16 protein-coding genes are annotated in these 16,947 nt (G+C 70.9%); 1 reads left to right on the forward strand and 15 read right to left on the reverse strand.

What is annotated here, in order from left to right:
- Position 1 precedes the first annotated feature (1 nt).
- Together OG965_RS04130 and OG965_RS04135 are read right to left on the reverse strand one after the other, a co-directional pair.
- Entirely contained in the window at positions 2–1,978 is a 1,977-nt protein-coding gene (locus OG965_RS04130; RefSeq protein ID WP_371649189.1) for a hypothetical protein, read from the reverse strand.
- Between the two features lie 55 nt (positions 1,979–2,033).
- Positions 2,034–3,638, reverse strand: a complete 1,605-nt coding sequence (locus tag OG965_RS04135) for a CocE/NonD family hydrolase (RefSeq protein ID WP_371656839.1) — start codon at positions 3,636–3,638, stop codon at positions 2,034–2,036.
- Between the two features lie 180 nt (positions 3,639–3,818).
- Here OG965_RS04135 and OG965_RS04140 point away from each other — a divergent pair, with 180 nt between their 5' ends.
- Positions 3,819–4,535, forward strand: a complete 717-nt coding sequence (locus OG965_RS04140; protein ID WP_371649191.1) for a TetR/AcrR family transcriptional regulator — start codon at positions 3,819–3,821, stop codon at positions 4,533–4,535.
- Between the two features lie 53 nt (positions 4,536–4,588).
- Here the strand turns inward: OG965_RS04140 and OG965_RS04145 are convergent, their stop codons facing one another.
- From OG965_RS04145 to OG965_RS04205, 13 genes are all read right to left on the reverse strand, one after another.
- Positions 4,589–5,128 carry a YrhB domain-containing protein gene (locus tag OG965_RS04145; RefSeq protein WP_371649193.1) on the reverse strand — a complete coding sequence of 180 codons (540 nt, stop codon included), beginning with the start codon at positions 5,126–5,128 and terminating at the stop codon, positions 4,589–4,591.
- 14 nt (positions 5,129–5,142) lie between these two features.
- On the reverse strand, positions 5,143–5,682 hold the full coding sequence (locus OG965_RS04150) for a dihydrofolate reductase (protein WP_371649195.1): 540 nt from the start codon (positions 5,680–5,682) through the stop codon (positions 5,143–5,145).
- Positions 5,679–6,476, reverse strand: coding sequence for a thymidylate synthase (locus OG965_RS04155; RefSeq protein WP_371649197.1), 798 nt, complete (start codon positions 6,474–6,476; stop codon positions 5,679–5,681). Before OG965_RS04155 ends, OG965_RS04150 begins: the two co-directional genes overlap by 4 nt.
- A 37-nt stretch (positions 6,477–6,513) precedes the next feature.
- Positions 6,514–7,998 carry an FAD-dependent monooxygenase gene (locus tag OG965_RS04160; protein WP_371649199.1) on the reverse strand — a complete coding sequence of 495 codons (1,485 nt, stop codon included), beginning with the start codon at positions 7,996–7,998 and terminating at the stop codon, positions 6,514–6,516.
- Positions 7,995–8,468: a PaaI family thioesterase gene (locus OG965_RS04165; RefSeq protein ID WP_371649201.1), complete on the reverse strand. Its 474-nt coding sequence runs from the start codon at positions 8,466–8,468 to the stop codon at positions 7,995–7,997. Before OG965_RS04165 ends, OG965_RS04160 begins: the two co-directional genes overlap by 4 nt.
- Positions 8,450–9,004, reverse strand: a complete 555-nt coding sequence (locus OG965_RS04170) for a 4'-phosphopantetheinyl transferase superfamily protein (protein ID WP_371649204.1) — start codon at positions 9,002–9,004, stop codon at positions 8,450–8,452. The genes OG965_RS04165 and OG965_RS04170 overlap by 19 nt, the downstream gene beginning before the upstream one ends.
- Before the next feature lie 70 nt (positions 9,005–9,074).
- Positions 9,075–10,553 (reverse strand): MFS transporter, encoded by a 1,479-nt coding sequence (locus OG965_RS04175; protein WP_371649206.1) that lies wholly within the window; start codon positions 10,551–10,553, stop codon positions 9,075–9,077.
- A 27-nt stretch (positions 10,554–10,580) separates the two neighbouring features.
- On the reverse strand, positions 10,581–12,071 hold the full coding sequence (locus OG965_RS04180) for a class I adenylate-forming enzyme family protein (protein WP_371649208.1): 1,491 nt from the start codon (positions 12,069–12,071) through the stop codon (positions 10,581–10,583).
- A gap of 1 nt (position 12,072) precedes the next feature.
- The gene (locus OG965_RS04185; RefSeq protein WP_371649210.1) at positions 12,073–12,300 is read right to left on the reverse strand and encodes an acyl carrier protein; all 228 of its coding nucleotides are present in this window, start codon (positions 12,298–12,300) and stop codon (positions 12,073–12,075) included.
- Positions 12,297–13,316, reverse strand: a complete 1,020-nt coding sequence (locus OG965_RS04190; RefSeq protein ID WP_371649212.1) for a transglutaminase domain-containing protein — start codon at positions 13,314–13,316, stop codon at positions 12,297–12,299. The genes OG965_RS04185 and OG965_RS04190 overlap by 4 nt, the downstream gene beginning before the upstream one ends.
- Complete coding sequence (locus OG965_RS04195) at positions 13,313–13,573, reverse strand: acyl carrier protein (protein WP_371649214.1); 261 nt, start codon at positions 13,571–13,573, stop codon at positions 13,313–13,315. Before OG965_RS04195 ends, OG965_RS04190 begins: the two co-directional genes overlap by 4 nt.
- Positions 13,573–15,252, reverse strand: a complete 1,680-nt coding sequence (locus OG965_RS04200; RefSeq protein ID WP_371649216.1) for an AMP-binding protein — start codon at positions 15,250–15,252, stop codon at positions 13,573–13,575. The genes OG965_RS04195 and OG965_RS04200 overlap by 1 nt, the downstream gene beginning before the upstream one ends.
- On the reverse strand, positions 15,249–16,799 hold the full coding sequence (locus OG965_RS04205; RefSeq protein WP_371649218.1) for an AMP-binding protein: 1,551 nt from the start codon (positions 16,797–16,799) through the stop codon (positions 15,249–15,251). Before OG965_RS04205 ends, OG965_RS04200 begins: the two co-directional genes overlap by 4 nt.
- Between the last annotated feature and the right edge of the window lie 148 nt (positions 16,800–16,947).

The following is a 16,947-nucleotide window of genomic DNA, read 5'->3' on the forward strand; positions in this document are numbered from 1 at the left end:
GTCATCGGGGACGCGACTGCCAGGCGCGCGCGAAGAGTTCGGGCAGCGGTCCGGCGACCGGCACGGAGCGGACCTTGCCCGCGATCAGCCGGGCGCCGAGCAGTTCGGCCTTCCAGGTTTCCATCGGGTGGAACGGTTTGTCCGCGGCGGCCCAGTCACCGGGCAGGAACACGCCACGCCCGGCCCGGGGCCGCCGGTCGACGACCACCAGGGACGCCCCGACGAGTTCGGTCGTGACCGCCTTGTGGTGGGCGGGCGTCCAGTGGTTCCAGCGGCGGACTCTGCGGTCGGTGGGTGCGGGCAGCGCGAGCAACTGCAGATACAGTGCCGCCGCATCGGTGCCGAGGCCTGCCTTCGCGGCGATCTCGTCGACCACGTCGGGTACGGAGAGACGGGGATCGGTCTCGTAGTGCCCGGGCGGCAGGGCCTGGGAGGTGATCCGTTCCACGACGCGTTCGCAGGCGGCCCCCCGCAGCCAGCGGACGCGGGCGAGGTTGGACCCTTCGCTGTCGACGACGGTCTCCAGCCGCTGCGAGCGCTCGTCCGCCCCGTACTTGCCGGGCCGGAAGTAGATGCCCGGAGCACCCCGCTCGCCACGCCGGTCGAACCCCGCCTCGGCCACGACGACCAGTCCGTCGTCGAGCGTGGGATGGTCCAGCGGCTCGACCGCGTCCCCGTACGTTTCGGCACCGGGAAAGGCCGGCCACAGATCCGCGACGGTCCGGCCGCGCAGGCGGTTGCCGTCGGCGTCGAGCAGCAGCCGCGGGTGTGCCAGACGCTCACGCAGCAGCGAAACCACCTGCGGAACACCCTCGCGTACGGGATCTCCCGCGGGAAGTTCGGCATAGATCCAGTCGATGGCTTCGCAGGCCACGGAGAGGCGCTCCTTGAAGTGAAACCCTTCCTCGCCTTCCCAGCCGTGGCCGATGACGCTGCTGGCTCGCAGCCGGGTGTCGGGGTCACGGGTGAGCACCGGATCACTCGTGGCATCGGCGAACAGCGTGCAGACCGCGGCCGGAGCCATGCGCACGGTGTCGTGCTCGGCCGCCACGGCGAGCGTCGTCTCCGGGATCGCGGGGCGCACGCCGTGCTGAGTGCGCCAGGCTTCGGCGATGCGCTCGGCGAGCGCTGCCTGCCCGCCCGGGTGCCACAGCTGCTCCGGTTCGTCGGGCAGTACGGCGGCCAGCAGATCGAGACGCGCGTGCACCCTCAGAGCGATCAACTCGCGTTCTCCGGCGTCGGCTTCGGACTGCTTGAGCCCCATGACCTTGCGCGCCTCGGTGTCCAGGCCCCGACACCCGTACGACACATCGGGGATGCCGGCGAGCAGCAGTGCGGCCGCGGCACGGCTGAGCCCGGTCGCCTGGGCGAGCGCCGTGGCCGCCGCACGGTCCCAGGGAGCCGGACCGTGCTCTCGTACGAGACCGGCGAGCCGGCGCAGCCGTTCCGGAGTCTCCCAACTGGCCGAGGGCACGGGCTCGGCCTCGACGATCCGCCCGGGCGCGGGCGCATCGGCCTCCCCCGTGCGCAGCTCGACGAAGTGCCGCCCCTTCTCCCCCGCGCCGAGCCCGTGCAGCACCAGCACGGTTCCCTCGCCGTCGCGCGCGGCGTACACGCGGTCCTCGGCGAGCTCGATGGTCCCCGTACGCATCCGGCGCCGTACGTCCGGGTCGGCGAAGGGGGTCCCGGCCCATACCTCCAGCATGTGCAGGAGGACTTCCCGTAGATCGGGCCGGACGTGGAAGGCGCTGGCCCGGAGCGCCACAGCACCGATGCGTCCGATGAACCGGGACCAGCCCCACCCCTTGTACTGGTCCGGGACGCGCTCGCCGCGACCGGCCAAGTAGTCCCCGACGTCGGCGAATCCGGCGAGCGTACCGGCCCGCCAGTATCCGGAACCTTCGATGAGCCCGCTGAGAGCGGGGGCGATCAGGTCGTCGTCGTAGGGCCGCGTGCGACGTATCGGGGCATCAGGCATGCGCTCCATCCTGCCCGATCATGAAGCGGCTCCCGTCGCCGCGGGGAGCTGGAGATCACGTGGGCCCGGAGCCGTGGGGAAGCATCAACGCCGAGTCCGTGTGGAGTGTGATGCTCACCGGTGCGAAGGTGGTGGCGTCCACTTGTGGCTCCCCGGTGCCGGGATTCCGGGCGTAGCGCGGATGGGCGCCTCCGCTGATCTGCCAACGTATGCGGTGACCTGCGGCGAAGCGATGGGCGGTGGCGCTCATCGGCACGGTGACCTGCGACGGCTCATGCTCAGTTGTCCGAACCCGGCCCAGTCCGTCGCAGATGTTGACGGAGCGGCCTTGCGGGTCCACGTCGCACAGGCGGGTGAAGATGTCGGCGTGGCCGGTGTCCGTGGAGATGCTCAGCCGAGCGGAGACCGGGCCCACCATGTCCACGGCCTCGGCAAGTGGGGGGCCGGTGAACGTCAGGACGTCAGCTCGGCCTTCCAGGGCGCTGTTGTCGCGAGAACCGGCGGTGCGCGAGAGCAGAGGGCCGCCGATGGAGGGGGTTGGGTCGGCCGGGTCGTAGCGGAATGAGGTCAGTGGTGCGGAGTCGGTGGGGGCCTGCTGGATGAGGGTCCCGCCCGGGACGGGATACCACGAGGTGGCAGCCGTGGTTGGCGGCCACTCGTCGAGGTCCCGCCAGGCGTTTTCGCCGCCGGTGTGCACACGCACCGCGGTCGGGCGCAGGCCGGACGGGTCGGCATACAGGTGGGCGCGCAGCCACGCGAGGCTCTCGGCGAACACCTCGGGCCATCCCTGTTGCAAGGCGGAGGTATGTGTCCAGGGGCCGACGAGCAGAGCGGTCTCGCATCCGGCCTGCCGCAGCCGGTCATACTGCTCGAAGGTCTGGTCGGCCAGCACGTCATGCCATCCGGTGATCAGACTCGTGGGCACGCTGAGCCGCTCCGCCGACTGCGCCAGCGACGCACCCTGCCAGTACGCGTCCTTGGGGTCCGGGTGCGTCATGACGTCGTCCAGCCAGGGCACTTCGCCCCCGAGGGCGGACACGTACGCCCCGCGCAAGGGCTGCGCGGTAGTGACGTCACGCAGGCGGCGCTGAAGGCGCAGCGTCGCCTTCACGAACGGTCCCATGCCCTGGTGCTGGTAGGTCATGCCCGCACCGACGGCGAGGGCGTTCTCCAGGCGTAGCGCACCGTCCGCGTGGAACAGGGCGTAGGGGTCGTGCAGGCCCATCTGCACCACCATCGCCTTCAGTTCAGGCGGTGGGTCGGCGGCAAGGGCCCATTGCGTGTAGCCCAGGTAACTGGGGCCGACGGTCCCCAGTACTCCGTTGAACCAGGGCTGTTCGCGCAGCCACGACACCGTGGCCTGCCCGTCGGCGACCTCGTTGCGCCACAGGTCGAAGGCACCACCCGAGCCGCCGGTGCCGCGGCAGCTCTGCAGGACCACGTGAAAGCCTTGTTCGGCGAAGAGCAGGCCGTACATGGGAGACCACGGCAGGCCCCGGCCGTAGGGCGAGCGGACCAGGAGGGTGGGGAAGTCGCCCTCTTCGCGTGGGAAGTAGTGGTCGGTGATCAACGGCCTGCCGTCGGCGGCCGGCACCACGAGCCCCGGCTCCCATCCCACAGAGTGCCGCTTCGCCGGAAGTCCTCGCCAGGTCGCCCTCATCATCCGTGAGGACAGCGGCGGCTTTGCGGCAGGTGGCGCCCAGGACGGCGCGGCCACGGTGTCGGACATGCGTGATGGCATAGTTCCCCTCCTTCATTCCGTACAGTGTACGAGAATAGAGGATGCTTGGATGACCTTGGCAAGAGCCCACCGCGACAACCAGGGAAGGAGCGCGAGACCGTGCCCCATGACGCAGGACCCGGCGCCACGGGCGTCGACCCCGAAAAGCTCTGGCTGCGTCCCACCGAACCGCGCAGGGGCCGCCGGCCCTCCTTCAGCCGTGAGGCGATCACGGCGGCAGCCGTCACCCTCGCGGACGCGGAGGGACTCGAAGCAGTCACCATGCGGCGGGTCGCGGCCGAGGTCGGAGCCGGTGTCATGTCGCTCTACAGCTATGCCCCCGACAAGGAGACACTGCTGGAACTGATGGTCGACCACGTCAGTGGCGAACTCCCGGCCACGGACCCACTCACCGGCGACTGGCGAGCCGACCTGAAGACCATCGCCCGCCTCCAACGCGATCACATGCTGCGACACCCCTGGCTACCCGCCGCCCTGGCCACCCGCCGCACCCCCGGCCCCAACACCCTGGCCTTCCTGGAACGCGCCCTCGCCGCCCTCAGGCCCACCGGACTGGACGGTGCGGCAAAGCTGGAGATCTTCGCCCAACTCACCGCCTTCGTGTCCGGGCACGTCAGCTACGAGATCGCCCAGGCCGCAGCCACCCGATCCCCCGACCGGGGTGCGGCCGAGGCCCGCTACCTCATCGCCGTCGCCGCCGACGGCCACCACCCGGAACTCGCCGAAGCACTCTCCGCCCCCGGGCGCGCCCTCACCCCCGAAGCCACCTTCACCCGGTTCCTCAACCGCCTGATCGACGGCCTCGACACCGCCTGACCGACCGGACGTGGACCAGCCGCACGCTCACGGCCTCGCCCCCAGCCAGACCTCTACTGGACCGGACCGGCCAGCGTTTCGATGGGCAGAAGCGGCCACGTCTTCTCTTTCCGCGTAAGGCTCGCCAGCTCTTCCGGTGGTTCGGCGCCGTCCCGAACGGCCATGACGTAGGCCTTTGCCTCCTGCAGGCTCAGTCGCGGGGCCTGCCTGCGCAGGTGGCTCATCGCGGCCACGACCCCGGCGGAGTGCACGAGCGCGCGCACAGAGGAGGCCAGTGGATCCGGTGGTCTGATGCCCTTGGTCTGCAGAAGGTAGTGCTCCTCCCAGCCCTCGTCCAACCACCCGGCGGCGGGGACGTGATGGATGCTCCCGTCGTGCCGGTCCACCAGGTAATGGCCGCCGCCCATGAGGTTGCCGCGCACGCCATGGGTGCGGACGGACTCCGCCGTGTTCCAGAAGACGAGCCAGCCGACCGCGTGTTCCTCCACGCAGTAGACGGCCAGCTCGGGGGCCGGCCCCCGCCACGGCCACGTCAGCCGCTCTCCGGCCAGGAAGGACTCGACGAGTTCGACGGCGCGTTCCTTGGAGATCACGATCTCTTTGACCGCTATACCGACACCCCGGGCCGGCCGGTCCGGGTGTACCTGCGAATGCGGTAGCGCAGCCCCGACGCCGAGGACTGCCAGCCCTGGTCCTCGGCGACCTTCCACTCCGGGCCGAGTGTCGGGGCATAGGCGTCGCCGTCCACCGCCGCGTCGACTTCCGTCACCGAGAGCGTCGTGGCGTATCCCAGAGCGGCACGGTAGATCTCCCCGCCGCCGATCACCCATGTCTCAGCTGTCTCAGCGGGGACGGCTGCCGGCTCCGACGGCTCGGCGGCGAGCTCCAGCGCCTCGGCGATGGAGCCGGCGCGCTCCGCCCCTTCGGTCGCCCACCGCGGATCACGTGTGACCACGATGTTCCGCCTCCCGGACAGCGGGCGGAACCGCACGGGCAGCGAATCCCAGGTCTTGCGCCCCATCACCACCGGATGGCCGAGGGTGGTCGCCTTGAAATGCGCCATGTCCTCAGGCAGACGCCACGGAATCGCGTTGTCCGCGCCGATGACGCCGTCGGGGGTCTGCGCCCAGATCAGCCCGATGTTCACACCGCCACCGGAGCCTTGATGGCCGGGTGGTGCCGATAGTCGAGCACCTCCACGTCGGAGAAGGCGTAGTCGAACAGTGAGTCGGCCTTGCCCAGCCGCAGCTGAGGGAACTCGAACGGGGTACGCGAGAGCTGCTCGCGCACCTGCTCGACGTGGTTGTCATAGATGTGGCAGTCGCCGCCGGTCCAGATGAAGTCGCCCGGCTCAAGGCCCACCTGCTGCGCCACCATGTGCGTGAGCAGCGCGTAGCTGGCGATGTTGAACGGGACGCCGAGGAACAGGTCCGCGCTGCGCTGGTACAGCTGGCAGGAGAGTTTGCCGTCGGCGACATAGAACTGGAAGAAGGCGTGACACGGGGCCAGCGCCATCTTGTTCAGCTCGCTGACGTTCCAGGCGGAGACGATCATCCGGCGGGAGTCCGGGTTCCGGCGCAGCGTGTCGAGAACTTCGCTGATCTGGTCGATGTGCCCGCCGTCCGGGGTGGGCCAGGAGCGCCATTGCGCCCCGTAGACCGGACCGAGGTCGCCGTTGCTGTCGGCCCACTCGTCCCAGATGGTGACGCCGTGCTCCTGAAGCCAGCCGACGTTCGAGTCGCCGCGCAGGAACCACAGCAGCTCGTACACGATGGACCTGAGGTGCACCTTCTTCGTGGTGACCAGCGGGAACCCCTGCGAGAGGTCATAGCGCAGCTGGTGCCCGAAGACACTTCGGGTACCGGTGCCCGTCCGGTCGGCTTTGGCTGTCCCGGAGGTGAGCACCAGCCGCAACAGGTCTTCGTATTGGGTATCGGCCATAACCATCGATTCTACTGGCGTCGAGAAGGCGGAGGCGTCAGGTGCAGATGTCGCTGGCCCGGCCCGCGACCACCTGGCTCTCGGCCCACGACCGTTCGTTCGCCGGTGCTCGCAGCACGGTCCGGCCCAGGCCCCTCAGGTGTGCCGGTTCCCGGACCTCCTGCAAGGCGTCGACCAGTGCGAGCCGGTCCGCCGCGGTGAGGCCGGAGTCCCAGGTCACCGTGGTGTCGCCGGTGCCCGCGGCGGCGATGAGCTCGCGGACGCGGTGCCGGGACAGGCCCGCCGCGACGCGTATCTCGGGGCCCGCGCCGACCGGGAGCGGTTGGGGGACGGTCTCCGGCCTCAGCAGGGTGTCCGCCAGCTCGGGGTCGCCTGAGCGCAGGACGTCCAGCGAGAACAGTCCGGTGCGTGTGATCAACGACCAGGCCAGCCGGTCGGGGGCAAGCCTTCCCCAGCGGTGCTCAAGGCCGTGCCACCACCGAAGGCTCTGCCGGGAGATCTCCTGGACCGCTTCCACCTGGGACCTGCGCTCGGTGTCGTACTGGATCAGGGCCTCGTCCAGCCGTCCGGGCCCGTGGGCGGCGACCGTCGAGATCAGCCTGTGGGCGTCGTCGATCGCCAGCGTGGTACCGGAGCCGATCGAGAAGTGGGCCGTGTGCGCGGCGTCGCCGACCAGTGCGGTTTTGGGCCCGATCCAGGTGGGCAGCGCCACGTCGGCGAAGGCGCGCGGCCGGTTCTGGGTGGCTCCGCTCAGCGGATGGCCGTCCAGGTCCGCGGCGAAGACCTCGGCGCAGGCGCTCTGGATCGCCTCGTTCGGCGTCATCCCGTGCGTCTTGTCCGCGTAGTGGTCGAGCAGCCCCTGCCAGGCGGTGTGGTGGGCCTCGACGATGAAGGTGGAGTGTGTGGCGGAGTACGAGTAGGCGTGCGCGGTGAACACCCCCCACGGGGTGCCGCGCAGGATGAAGGTGAGCTGGGCGAACGGCTGGGTGGTCGCCATCCACATGAAGGCGAACGGGTTCTCCTCCTCCCGCGCCCCCTCCCCCGCCTGCCCCGGCGCCCGCTCCTGCTCCGCACCGGGCGGGGATCCGGGACGCGAGGCGCTGTGGACCCCGTCGGCGGCGATGACGAGGTCGAAGTCGTCGACCAGGTCGGCCGCGGTGACCGGCGAGTCGTAGCGGAGGTCGCAGCCGGCGTCCCGCACGGCCGTGTGCATCGCCGCCAGCAGTTCGGCGCGCGGGACGGCGATCAGCGGATGGCCGCGGCTGACGACGGACGTGCCGTCGACACGGATCTCCATGCGGTTCCAGGACGGGACTTGGGCCCGCAGCGGCTTGACCCAGCTGTGGCCGGCCGCCGCCAGACGCGCCAACGTGGTGGGAGGCAGGACCACGCCGAAGCCGCCGCCGGGGCCCGGGTCGCGCTCGAAGACGGTCACGTCCGCGTGCTCGCCGAGTTGCCGCTTCGCCTCCAGCGCGGCGCAACTGCCGCCGGGGCCGGCGCCGATGATCGCTATCCGGGTCATGCAACACTCCGCAGTATCTGGGTGGCCGTGGCTTCGGCGGCGACGGCGTCGTTCTGGCTGATCTTCACGGTGGCGATGGCGTAGCGGCTGGTCAGTTCGGTGACCTCCGCGGTGATGAGCGTCGGCTCGGTGGACAGCGGGCGCCGGAACTTCGTGTTCAGCTCGGCCGTCAGGAAGTCGTGGGTGTCGGGCAGACAGGTCAGCACCGCGAGAGCGCAGAACTGGTCGGCCAGGGAGGCGATGTAGCCGCCGAAGACCACGCCGTGGTCTCCGAGGTAGTCCGCGGGCACCGTGGCGCGGCCGTGCACCCGGCCGTACTCCCAGCCCTCGATGCCGGGCAGGCGCAGGTGTTCGACGCAGGGAGCCTTGCGGGCCGTGCCGGCGACGATCTCGTCCAGCGTGCGCCGATGGCGCGTGGGGACCAGCGGAGCGGGGAACCCGGTGGGCGGTGTCAGATGAAGGTCAGGCATATGGAGATCCAGTAGTCGAGGCTGCGCCGGGTGGCGACGAGCCCCCGACCGTGTGGTTCCGCGCAGGCCGCGGCGGTCGCCGACAGCGGCCGCAGGGGCACCTGCCGAGGCAGGAACGGAGCGTTCCGCAGCAGCGGGTCCGCCTTGTAGGCGGCTTCCTTCGCGCAGAGGATGCGGGCCGGGTCCTCCCACCCGGCGACGGCGGCGAACCGCTCCCGCTCGGCGGGCACGCTGAGCAGGGCGGCCGCGCGGTCCGGGAGGTAGCCGACGCGTTCCACGTCGACGCCGATGCCGTACACGGCCGCGTCCGTGCCCAGCGGGCCCGCCGGATGCCAGGCCGCCGCCACCGCGACGGAGTCCTTGTGGGTGATCGAGGTGGCGGTTCCGTGCGGAGCGGGCGGCGGCCCGCCCCCCGTCGGCCGGGGGACGTGCGGAAGGTCCATGCCCAGCGCCGAGAGGGCGGCCCGCAGTGCTGCCCTTCCGGCGAGGTGCTGGGCCGGGTCGTCCGCGGGGCCGGGCACGGAAGCGACGCCCACGGCGACGCGTCCTGTGCCCAGCGTCCATACGGTGGCGTCCCCTTGGGGGAGAACGCCACCGTACGGGGGTCTACTGCCCGGCAACGGCGGGCTTGGACAGCTTGGCGATGAGAGCCGCGGAGATCAGGAACACCACGGTCTCGAAGACCAGTCCCCAGCCCAGTCCCGTCGTGAGCTGGGACGCCCTGGCTCCGTCGAGGGCGTCGTCGGGGGTGGGCAGCAGGAAGAGCCAGCCCATGACCAGGACGCCGAGGGCGCTGCCGATCTGCTGGGCGGTGGAGAGGAGCCCGGCCGCCGCCCCGGCCTCGGTGCTGCGGATGCCCGAGAGCACCAGGGTGAGCAGGGGCGCGATCACCATGCCCATGCCCGCTCCGGTCACCACCAGGGACGGCACCAGGGCCAGCGCCACGGAGGACTCCTGCACCAGGTGGACCACGGGCAGCATGGTCAGCGTGCCGGCGGCGCAGACGCACGCACCGGTGACGGCGACCCTGCGGGCGCCCCAGGAGGGGATCAGCTTGCGGCCCGCCAGCGACGAGGCCATGGTGCCCACCGCGTACGGCGCCGCGCTCAGGGCGGCACGGAACGGGCTGAAGCCGTATCCGTACTCAAGCAGCACCGCGTAGTAGAGGAAGAAGCAGATGGCCGCGCTGAAGAAGACGAGGTACAGCAGCGCGCCGCCGCGGAAGGCCCGGTCCGCCCAGAGCGAGGCGGGGACCAGGGGGCTGCCGCCGCTGCGGCCCAGGTTGCGCTGGAGCAGGACGAAGAGGACGCCCGGGAGCGGGCAGAGAGCCAGGAGGACCCACGACCAGGTGGGCCAGTCCTGCGCGCGCCCGACGGTGAGCGGCACGATGAGCGAGAGCAGGGTCGCGACGCTCAGGACCATCCCGCCGAGGTCGAGGCGCTGCTTGGCCAGATTCCGGACCGTGGGCATCAGCTTCAGGCCCGCGACGACGAGCACCAGCCCGATCGGGATGTTGATGAGGAAGATCGGGCGCCAGTCGAGTCCGGCGACATCGGCCTCGATCAGCCCGCCCGCCCCGAGGGGCCCCGCGATGGTGGCGATGCCCATGACCGCGCCGAGGGTGCCGAGCGCGGCCATGCGGCGCGCGGGCGGCAGCACGATCTGGATCGTCGCGATGACCTGCGGGTAGAGCAGGGCGGCCGATGCGCCCTGCAGGACCCGGAAGGAGATCAGCTGGCCGGGCGAGCCGGCCAGGCCGCACGCCGCGGAGGCGAGTGTGAAGCAGATCGAGCCGATCACGAAGAGCTGACGACGGCCGAAGATGTCGCCGAGCCGCCCGCCGGTGACGAGGACGGCCGCGTACGCCGCCTGGTAGCCGGCGACCATCAACTGGATCTGCCCGAAGTCCGCGTGCAGGTCCTGCTGGATCGCGGGCGCCGTGATGTTCATGATCGACACATCCGCGAGGACCATGAAGGCCGCGAGCAGGACGAGGCGTACCGCCCAGGTGTCCCGGGCGGAGACCTCGGGCTCGGCATCCGGTGCGCTCTCGGCCGGCGCCGTTGCTGACTGTGTGTGGGACAAGGGGTGTTCAGCTCCTCATGGTGAGCGTCAGCCGGGCTGCGGGATCAGCCGGTCACGCAGCACTTTGCGCAGGATCTTGCCTGCCGGGTTACGGGGGATCTGGTCGACCAGGACGAAGCGGCTGGGGCGCTTGTAGCTGGCCAGATGGGTGACGCACAGCCGCAGCAGCGCCGCCTCGTCGGGCTCGGCGTCGGGGCGGAGCTGGAGGAACGCGACTGGTGTCTGCCCCCAGTCGGCGGAGTGCGCCGGGACCACGGCCACGTCCGCCACCAGCGGCGACTGCCTCAGGACGTGCTCGATCTCGGCCGGGTAGACGTTCTGGCCGCCGCGCAGGATGAGGTCGTTGCGCCGGTCCACGGACCAGACGTAGCCCTGGTCGTCGACCAGGCCGATGTCGTGGGTGTTGAGCCAGCCGTCGCGCAGCACCTCGGCGGTCTGCTCGGGGTTGCGCCAGTAGCCCTGCATCAGGCCGTCTCCGGAGAGCCAGATCTCGCCCAGTTCGCCCGCCGCGACGGCCTGACCGTCCTCGTCCAGGATGCGCAGGCAGGTACCGGCCATGGGCAGCCCGATGCAGACCGCACCGGGTACCGGCGTGCGGCCGGGGCGGTCCTGCGGGCCGAGCGTGAGCGCGGGACCGCCGCCCTCGGTGATGCCGTAGATGGTCTGGAGTTCCACACCCAGCCGTTTCGCGGCCTCTTCGGCGAGTTCCACGGGCATGGGCGCGGCGCCGTGCAGGAGCAGCTCGAAGCCGGACAGTTCGGTGTCGTCGAGCCCCTTGGCCTGCAGCAGGAGCCGGACCATGGAGGGCACCAGGAACGCGTGGGTGATCCGCCACCGCTCCAGTGCCTTCAGACACGCCTGCGGAGTGAAGGACTCCAGTACGTGCACGGTGGCACCGGCCGCCAGGTAGTCCAGGGCGATGACCATGCTGCCGTGGAAGAGCGGGCCCGCGTTGAGGAACCTGGCCTGCGCCGAGCCCGCCACCTCCGAGCGCCAGGAGAAGGCGTTCAGCGCGATCGAGCGCTGATCGACGACGACACCCTTGGGGCGTCCCGTGGTCGCCGACGTGTGCAGGATCGCGAACGGCTCGCCGAGAGCGCTCGGAGGCGCCGTGTCCTCGGCGGCGGGCGGCAACTCGTCCAGGTTCTCCAGCGAGATGACGCCCAGGTCCGGCAGGAGCGCGGCGAAGCGCCGCTCTCCTGCCCGGTCCGCCGCCCCGGCGGACGGTTCCACCGAGTCCAGGATGTAACGGACTTCGGAGTCCGTCAGCATGGGGTTGACCGGCACGGCGATCCGGCCGGCCACCGCACAGGCCAGATACAGCTCGATGACCTCGACCCGGTTGGCACTGATCACCGCGATGCGGGCGCCGGGCTGTGTGGTGCGCCGCAGCTCCGCCGCGAGGGCGTGCACCGTGGCGTACAGCCGGTCCCAGGAAACCTCCTGGGCGCTGTCGACCAGGGCGAGCCGTTCGGGCGCTCTGGCCCGCCAGTTGCTCAGCAGCTGGGAGATCCACATCTCAGGCCGCTCCGCCCGCGAGCAGTTCCCGGACAGCCGCCAGGGTGTTCAGCGAGGCCAGCTCCTCGTCGCTGAGGGCGCGGCCGAGCTCCTCCTCGCAGCGCAGCGCGATCCGGATGACCTCCCCGGAGTTCACTCCGGACGACACGAAGTCGTCCGCGTCACCGATCGAGTCGAGGATGCTCGGGAAGTCGAGGCACTGGCTCACCAGTTGGCGTGTGTCGGTCATGAGGTACTCCAAGGCTTCGCACTCACACCGGCCAGCGCCCACTGCGGGGCGGGCCGGTCTCCGAAATAGACAAGGGGGTCGGCGCCGTCGGTGGCGCAGGGCAGGAAGCGGTTGAACCGGCTGCCGAAGCAGGCCGCCGCGAACTCGGGCCGCTCGCCGATGCCGAGGTCCCGGCGGCTGCCGCTCACCAGGTGCGCGGCGACCGCGTCCAGGGTCTTCCAGCGGCCGTCCTCCTGGACCTCCGCCCAGGCGTGGTCGCTGCCGAGCAGCCCGAGGAGGTAGCCGCGGCGGGCCCGCGCCGTGAGCCCGAGCTCCGAGCGCAGGCGGTCGGCGAGCATCCGGCTGACCACGATGCAGTCGGCCATGCCCATCTCCCAGGCACGGCGGTGATCGGCCCGCAGCTCCTCCGGGACGGTCTGGTAGATCACCGACTCGTCGAGCAGAGCGGCCATGATCTCGTCGTAGACGGCCTTGATGCGGGGGTCGCGCACGGTGTCCTGCTCACCGGTGAGCTCCACTCGCATCTGGTAGCCGCCGGGAACGAGGGAGCCGGCCGGGGCGTCGCCCGCCGGGCCGTCGGCCTGGTCCAGGGGCTCCACGGAGTGCACCCGCAGGCCGGGGGCCTCCAGGTCCGCGGCGCGTACGGCCACGGTCTCGCCGTTGCGCTGGGGAGGGCGCACCACGACCTCCCAGCCGCGCGCGGTGTACAGGCTCTCCAGCGGGGAGGCGGCGAAGCGCATCAGGAAGCGCAGGGCCAGTTCGGGCACGGTCTGCCCGTTGCCGGCGAAGGCGGCCACATTGGTGAGGTCGACGTAGTCGCACAGGACCTCGCCGTCGGCGCCGATCGTGTGGGGCAGGCCCGCGGCGACCAGTTCGCGGATCTGCTCCGGTTCCGTACGCAGGAACCTGGTGGCGGTCACCAGGTCCGTGGAGTAGTCGGCGAACTCCTCGGGAACGAAGTGGAACTGGCCGAGAGCCTTGGTGAGCGAGCCCGCCGCGGCGGTCGACTGCGTCATGACGACTCCTTGGGCAGGCCCTCGATGAGGCCCGCCAGCTCGCGGGCGGTCTCGGCCTCGAAGAGGAAGTCGTCCGGGATGGCGACGGAACGTACGCGCTCGATCTCCGCGATGGCGCGGAGCAGCTTCACCGACTCCAGGCCCGGGATCGAGCGGATGGGGCAGTCCAGGTCGAGCTCGGCCGTGGCGATTTCGACTTCACCGGCGATCGCGGCGGCCACCACGGCCAGGGAGTCGGTCGGGTCGATCGTGTCCATCAGGCGTTTCCGTTTCGGTTGGCGCGGAGGGGGGTGAGCAGGTCCTGGGTGACGCAGAGGTCGCGCAGGGCGCTTCGCTTGGGCTTGCCGGAGCTCGTGTGCGGGATCGTCTGCAGGGCGACCGGGAACACCTCGACCGCCGAGAGGCCCAGGTCCGACTTGATCCGGTCCGTCCCGGCCAGGCTCAGCCGTTCGGCCTCGGCCGGTTCCAGCGCGGTCTCCCAGAGCAGCACCATGCTCTCGGCGCCCTCGGTGTCGGTCAGCGGGAAGGCGGCGCAGCGGCTGGCCTCGGCGCCCGGTACGCCGCGGAAGATGCTCTCGACGTCCTCCGCGTAGTAGTTCTCGCCGTGCACCACGATCATGTTCTTCAGGCGCCCGGTCAGGTAGAGCTCGTCGTCGAGCAGGAAGCCCAGGTCGCCGGTGCGCAGCCAGCCGTCGGCGGTGATCGGCTGCTGTTCCGGCAGCAGGTTGAGATATCCCGCGGTCACCGGCCCGCCGGCGATCTGTACCTCGCCGATGGCGCCCTGGCCGAGATCGGCGTCGTCGTGGTCCGCGATGCGGATGCGCACCCCGTGGGTGGCCGCTCCGCACGAGACCACGCCGCGCGCCCCCGGCGCCGACGGATCGGTGAACGCCACCCGGTCCGAGACGCGGTGCTGGTCCCGCGAGATCCACACGGTCCGCGACGCGATGCCGTCGCGGCACATGGAGACGGCCACGGTGGCCTCCGCGAGCCCGTAGGTGGGGCACGGTGCGGCGGCCGAGAGCCCGTAGGGGGCGAAGACCCGGTGGAACTCCTCCTGGGTCTGGTGGCGCACCGGCTCCGCCCCGTTGAGCGCGACCCGCAGCCGGGACAGGTCCAGGTCGTCCGGGACCGGCTCGTGCTGCGCCGCCGTCGCCAGCGACTGGTAGAAGAAGTTGGGCGAAGGGACGACGGTGGCGCAGGTCTTCGACATGGCGTACAGCCAGGCCAGCGGGGCCCGTACGAAGTCGCGGGGCTGCCACAGGCAGACGGAGGTGCCCGCCGACAGGCTGGCCAGCGTTCCGAAGAGGCCCATGTCGTGGAAGAGGGGCAGCCAGATGGCGATGGCGTCCGAGTCGCTCCACGACAGCGTCTCGGTGATGGCGAGGAGACCGGCGGCGATGTTGTCGTGCGTGAGCACGACGCCCTTCGGTGTGCCGGTGCTGCCCGAGGTGTACTGGACGACCGCTGCCCGCCCGGAGATGCCGACCGGCACCGGGGTGGTGACGGGCTCGCCCTCGACCTCGCTGATGTCCAGGAACGGCACGGCGGACAGCTCGTCCTGGACCCGCTTGCGCAGGACCTTGCCGAAGCTGCGGTCGACGAGGATCACGTCGAGCGACGCGTCCTTGGCGATGGCCTGGAGATGGTGGACGTACGCCTGGATGCCGCCGAAGGCGGTGGGCATCGGCAGCGGGAAGGCGGTGCCGCCGAGCCGCAGTGTGGCCATGAAGCCGCGCAGCCACGGCTCGCTGTTCGCCATGAGCAGGCCGATGCGGGGAGCGTCCCCGCCGGGCAGCTCCGCGCTCAGCTGCCCGGCGGTCCGCTCCGCCGCCCGGTAGAGGTCCGCGAACGGTACCTCGCGTCCCTCCGCCGGCAGGTGCAGCACGGTCGTCGGGCGGCAGGCGCCGGTCAGCTGGTTCCACAGGTCGGTCATGCGCGCACCAGCCCCTGCTCGGTGAGCTGCTCGCGCAGCTTGAGGCGCCGTACCTTGTACGACCCGGTCATCGGCAGCTCGTCCCAGGTCCGCACCAGCAGCCGGACGTCGTCCAGGCCCGCCTCGCGCGCCGCGCCGTCGAAGCGCGAGGGGTCCAGCTCCTCGCCGTCGCGCGGGCAGACGACGGCGACCGTCGGCCCGCCCTCGCGGCACGGGACCAGGACGACCTCCAGCAGTTCCGGCAGCAGGCCGAGGAGCACGTCCTCCTTCTGCAGGATGCTGCCGAGCTCCGGCGTGTAGTCGACGACGCGGTCCAGGAGCTCCAGGGAGCCGTCGGGCAGCAGACGGCCGACGTCGCCCATCGCCAGCCAGGAGCCGTCCACGGTGGGCTGTCCGCCGATGTATCCGCGCATCAGGGACGGCGTGCGCACCTCGATGGAACCGACCTCGCCGGTGGGGACGGGCTCACCGTCCGCTCCGGTGATCCGCATCTCGCGGCCGGGGGCGGCATAGCCGACGTTGCGCGTCTCGTACGCGGCGATGTCCTTGCGGGTGACCATGCGGGCGGCGACCGGGCCGCTCTCGGTCTGGCCGTACCCCTGGATGTACATCGCGTGCGGCTGGTCGGAGCCGGCCAGCAGCGCGCGCACGGTGGCGGGGTGCATCGCGTCGAAGGTGCTGATGAAGCGGCTCACCGACGCGAACGGACGCTCGGCGTCGGCCGCCATCGGCTCCCACCGCAGATAGACGTTGGGGTGCGTCTCCACGCCCTCGGGCCGGTGCTGGAGCAGCAGGCTCTTCACGTGCTGGGGCTCGGGGTCCGCGATGGCGAGCAGCGGCATGGCGAGTTCGAGGGCCGCCAGGGTGCCGGCGCTCATCCGGACGTGGACGAACGAGAGGTGCTTGGCCGACAGCCCCTCGTTGCCGAGCTTCTTGATGATCTCCAGCTGCGGCGCGACGTGCTCGAAGAGGGAACGGGTCGAATGGGCCGCCAGCTTGGGCACACCGGTGGTTCCCGAGCTGTGCGTGATCACCGCCCACTCGTCCATGTCACGCACGTCGACCTGGTGGGCCTCGCGCTCACCGGCGAACAACGCCCACGCGGCGTCGGTCTGATCCAGCGTCAGCACCCGGCCCGCGACGGTGCGCAGGACGTCGTGCTCCGGCGCCGTCCGGTCGAAGGCGAACTGGTCCATCACGACGACCGGCGATCCCAGCTGCCGGATGCAGTGCATGAGTTCGGGAACGTCCATGCGGGCCGACAGCAGCGCCGGCAGCGCTCCGAGCCGGGCCACGGCACACATCAGGGCCTGGATGTCGACATGGTTCTGCTTGACCACGGCGACGACGTCGTCGCGGCGCACCCCGGCAGCCCACAGCCGGTCCGCGTAATCGTGCACGGCCGCCACGAAGTCGGAGACGGTGGAGACCGGCTTCCCGTAGGTGAGCCAGGGTGTGTCGGACAGGAACGGCGTTTCGCCGTGACGGTCGGCAGCCAGGTCGGGCAGCTGCCCCAAAGACGCGCTCGGGAAGTTCACAGAATCCATCCGTGGTATCGAGTAAAAATGCCGGCCGCGGCGGGAAAACGCGTTGGCGGACCGACAATTGACGTAGGCAGATGTTTCTGCCGTAACGACCGGAGTGCACCCTAGAGGGAAGATCGACAGCGAACAAGTTTCGTGACCCACAAGGGAG

The sequence above is a fragment of the Streptomyces sp. NBC_00224 genome, assembly GCF_041435195.1.
GTDB lineage: Bacteria > Actinomycetota > Actinomycetes > Streptomycetales > Streptomycetaceae > Streptomyces.

Bases quoted from the DNA above. Each gene is read 5' to 3' on its own strand.
- OG965_RS04130 (WP_371649189.1), bottom strand. From the start codon at position 1,978: ATGCCTGATGCCCCGATACGTCGCACGCGGCCCTACGACGACGACCTG.
- OG965_RS04135 (WP_371656839.1), bottom strand. From the start codon at position 3,638: ATGAGGGCGACCTGGCGAGGACTTCCGGCGAAGCGGCACTCTGTGGGA.
- OG965_RS04155 (WP_371649197.1), bottom strand. From the start codon at position 6,476: ATGGCCGATACCCAATACGAAGACCTGTTGCGGCTGGTGCTCACCTCC.
- OG965_RS04160 (WP_371649199.1), bottom strand. From the start codon at position 7,998: ATGACCCGGATAGCGATCATCGGCGCCGGCCCCGGCGGCAGTTGCGCC.
- OG965_RS04165 (WP_371649201.1), bottom strand. From the start codon at position 8,468: ATGCCTGACCTTCATCTGACACCGCCCACCGGGTTCCCCGCTCCGCTG.
- OG965_RS04180 (WP_371649208.1), bottom strand. From the start codon at position 12,071: ATGTGGATCTCCCAGCTGCTGAGCAACTGGCGGGCCAGAGCGCCCGAA.
- OG965_RS04185 (WP_371649210.1), bottom strand. From the start codon at position 12,300: ATGACCGACACACGCCAACTGGTGAGCCAGTGCCTCGACTTCCCGAGC.
- OG965_RS04190 (WP_371649212.1), bottom strand. From the start codon at position 13,316: ATGACGCAGTCGACCGCCGCGGCGGGCTCGCTCACCAAGGCTCTCGGC.
- OG965_RS04195 (WP_371649214.1), bottom strand. From the start codon at position 13,573: ATGGACACGATCGACCCGACCGACTCCCTGGCCGTGGTGGCCGCCGCG.
- OG965_RS04200 (WP_371649216.1), bottom strand. From the start codon at position 15,252: ATGACCGACCTGTGGAACCAGCTGACCGGCGCCTGCCGCCCGACGACC.
- OG965_RS04205 (WP_371649218.1), bottom strand. From the start codon at position 16,799: ATGGATTCTGTGAACTTCCCGAGCGCGTCTTTGGGGCAGCTGCCCGAC.